This is a genomic window from Mesorhizobium sp. M8A.F.Ca.ET.021.01.1.1, assembly GCF_003998025.1.
In the GTDB taxonomy this organism is placed as follows: Bacteria; Pseudomonadota; Alphaproteobacteria; order Rhizobiales; family Rhizobiaceae; genus Mesorhizobium.
Genome location: NZ_RZSJ01000621.1, coordinates 1 through 3,500 on the forward strand (window position 1 = coordinate 1; position 3,500 = coordinate 3,500).

The following is a 3,500-nucleotide window of genomic DNA, read 5'->3' on the forward strand; positions in this document are numbered from 1 at the left end:
ATGGTGGCCAGCCCGCTGGTTTCGCGCCAGCCAACGACGATCGCCAGAAAGATTACAAGACCCTTCTGCACAGCCTGAACAGGCGCGCCTCCAACACCATCTACTGGGTCATCGCCTTTGTCTCGCTCGCCTGGATAGCGGGCGCCGGCGGACTGGCCAACCTGCTTTTTGGACCGGGCATCTGGCGGATACGCACGCTGGACCAGTTTTTCGCCCGCCCCGAACTGATCGGCCTCGCGGTCGCGGCAATCGTGCCCGTCATCCTGTTCTGGGCCTTCGCGGCGATGATCCGCCGCGCCCAGGACATGCGCATCGCCGCGCAATCGATGACGGAAGTGGCCTTCCGCCTGACCGAGCCGGAAAACATGGCCCAGGATCGCGTCATGATGATCGGCCAGGCCGTCCGCCGCGAGGTGGCCGCCATGGGCGAGGGCATCGAACGCACGCTTGCCCGTGCCGTGGAGCTGGAAACGCTGGTCCACAGCGAGGTCAACCAGATCGAACGCTCCTATTCGGAAAACGAAACCCGGATTCGGTCGCTGGTCGATGGGCTGGGCAGTGAACGCGAAGCCGTGGTTTCCCATGCCGAACGTGTCCGCGCCTCGATCTCCGGCGCGCACGAGACCTTGCGCGATGAAATCGGCGCGGCAAGCGACATCATCCGCGACAGCATCCTCAATGCGTCGACCAAGCTGTCGATGACGATCACCAATTCCGGCGACACGCTGATCGACCGCATCAATGAAAGCTCGATGTCGATCTTCGACTCGGTCGAAGGCCGGCTCGACAACATCACCGACCGGCTTTCGACCTCCGGCGAGGCGTTCGCCAGCCTGCTCGATACCCGCATCGCCAAGCTGACGGACACCACGGACGGCTTGACCCGCTCGTTGACCGACCTGCTCGACGACCGCACCACCGGCATGGTGTCGCTGCTCGGCGGCGCCGCGCGCACCCTCAATTCCGAGTTCGAAGCCAGCCTCAACGGCATCGAGCGCACCTTGGCCGAACGCGGCCAGGCGCTGATCAGCGAATTCCAGACCCGCGCCGAAGCGCTGGATACCGGCACGCAGAAGCTCAATGCAGCGCTGGAAGCCCGCGCCCGCCAGATCAACGAAACGCTGGTCGAGCGTGCCCGTGAAATCGCTCACACCTTCGCCGAGAGCAAGGACACGCTGTCGGCCATGATCGATCAGGGCAAGACCCAGATCGGCGCCGACATGGCCGACATCGTCACCTCGACCTCGTCCATGCTCGAAGCGCGCGCCAGCGATTTCGCCGGCCGCATGGAGGCAGCCCGCCACGTCGTGTCGCGCTCCTTCGACGCCGACATCCAGAGACTTGCCGACGCCCGCGTCGGTATCGAGGAAGCCGTCGAAAACCACAGCCGCAAGCTTTCCGAGAGCCGCGAGCGCATGGCGGAAGCCATGCAGGCGGACCTGGCGAAATTCGCCGAGGGCCGCGCCGGCATCGATGCCGCGGTGACCAACCAGGTGCAGAAGCTGGCCGAAGGCCGCAGCCTGATAGCGCGTGCGCTCGAAGAAGACCTGCGCAAGGTCAACGAATCGCGCGCCGCCATCGATGCGTCGCTCGGCAGCCACCTCGAAAGGCTGGAAGAAGGCCGCAACCGGCTCTCTCTGGCCCTCAACGAAGACTCTGGTAAATTGGTGCAAGCTCGTACGATCATTGATGAAATGGTCGCCGGACATGTCGGAAAACTGGCTGAAGGCCGCAACATCCTGTCGCGCGCTTTGGAAGCTGATCTCGGCAAATTGTCCGACAGCCGCGCCGACATAGACGGCCTTGTCGCCGGCCAGGTCGAGAAAATCGCCGAGGGCCGCGCGGTGCTCGCCAAGGCGCTGGAAAACGACATTGCCGGTATCAAGAACCTGATCGAGGCGCATTCGGCGAAACTGGCCGAAGACCGCACGCAGCTCGGCCGTTCGCTCGAAAGCGACTTGTCGGGCATACGCGGCCTGATCGACAGCCATTCGGGACGCCTGGCGGAAGACCGCGGGCTGCTGTCGCAGACGCTTGAAGCCGACCTCGCCAAGCTGGCCGAAAGCCGCGCCAGCATCGACGGGCTGGTCGCCGGCCAGGTCGAGAAGCTCGCTGAAGGCCGCGACATTCTCAAGCGTGCGCTGGAATCCGACCTCAACACCATCAAGAACGTCATATCGAGCCAGTCGGACAAACTTGCCGAGGATCGCGGGCAGCTCTCGCGCGTTCTGGAAGCCGATCTGCAGAACGTGAACAGCGTCATCGCCGACCACATGAACAGGCTGGTTCAGGATCGCTCGACCTTGTCGAAAGCGCTGGAGGACGATCTCGCGAAACTGGCCGAAAGCCGCTCCAGCATCGACGGGCTGGTCGCCGGCCAGGTCGAGAAGCTCGCCGAAGGTCGCGACATCCTGCGCCGCGCATTGGAGGCCGACCTCAACACGGTCAGGAACACCGTTACCGACCAGTCCCAGAAACTGGTCGACGACCGCGCCCAGTTCGCCCGCGCGCTGGAGGCCGATCTCGAAACCGTCAACAGCCTTGTCAACAGCCACTCGGACCGACTTGCCCAGGAGCGTTCGACACTGTCGAAGGCGCTTGAGGCCGACCTCGAAACTGTCGGCAGCCACGTCAACAGCCACACCGAGCGGCTCGCCCAGGATCGTTCGACCTTGTCGAGAGCGCTCGAGGCGGACCTGCTGACCGTTAGCGGCCACGTCAACAATCACGCGGAACGGCTTGTCCAGGAGCGTTCGACCTTGTCGAAGGCGCTCGAAGACGATCTTGCCAAGCTGGCCGAGAGCCGCTCCAGCATCGACGGGCTGGTCGCCGGTCAGGTCGAGAAGCTCGCCGAAGGCCGTGATGTCCTCAAGCGTGCGCTGGAGGCCGATCTCGCCAAGCTGGCCGAGAGCCGCTCCAGCATCGACGGCTTGGTGGCCGGCCAGGTCGAGAAGCTCGCCGAGGGCCGCGACATTCTCAAGCGCGCTCTCGAAGCCGACCTGCAGAGGCTGACCGAAAGCCGCGGCGATATCGACGACATCATCGCCGGGCATGTCGGCAAGTTGTCCGAAGGCCGCAATATGCTCAGCCGGGCGCTGGAAGATGATCTCGGCAAGCTCGCCGAGACCCGCAAGGACGTCGATCGCTCGCTGTCCGGCCATATCGACCAGATTGCGGCCCGGAGCACGGACATTTCCGCCGCCATCGCCGCCGATGTCGACAAGATCGAGCAGGCGTTCAGCCGCCAGACCGGCATCATCGAGGAACGCGCCGGCACCATGGAGCGCGCCCTGTCGACTGGTGTCGACAACGTCCGCAGCGTCCTCGAGAAGAGCGCGGTCTTCGTCGCCGGCGCCTTGCGCGAAAAGGTCCTGGAAGTCACCAGCACGCTGCACGAGCAGGCCGGTGCGGCCTTCAGCGACGCCGATCGCAAGATCGCCGAGCGCGCCGAACAGACGTCCGCCGCCCTGCTGGCACGGGCCGAAGACATTGCCCGCACC

Annotated in this window: 1 pseudogene; it reads left to right on the forward strand. The window is 64.7% G+C overall.

Annotation, left to right across the window (positions count from 1 at the left end):
- Positions 1-3,500 (forward strand): annotated as a pseudogene (locus EOA36_RS30940) (kinesin); the annotation flags it as partial.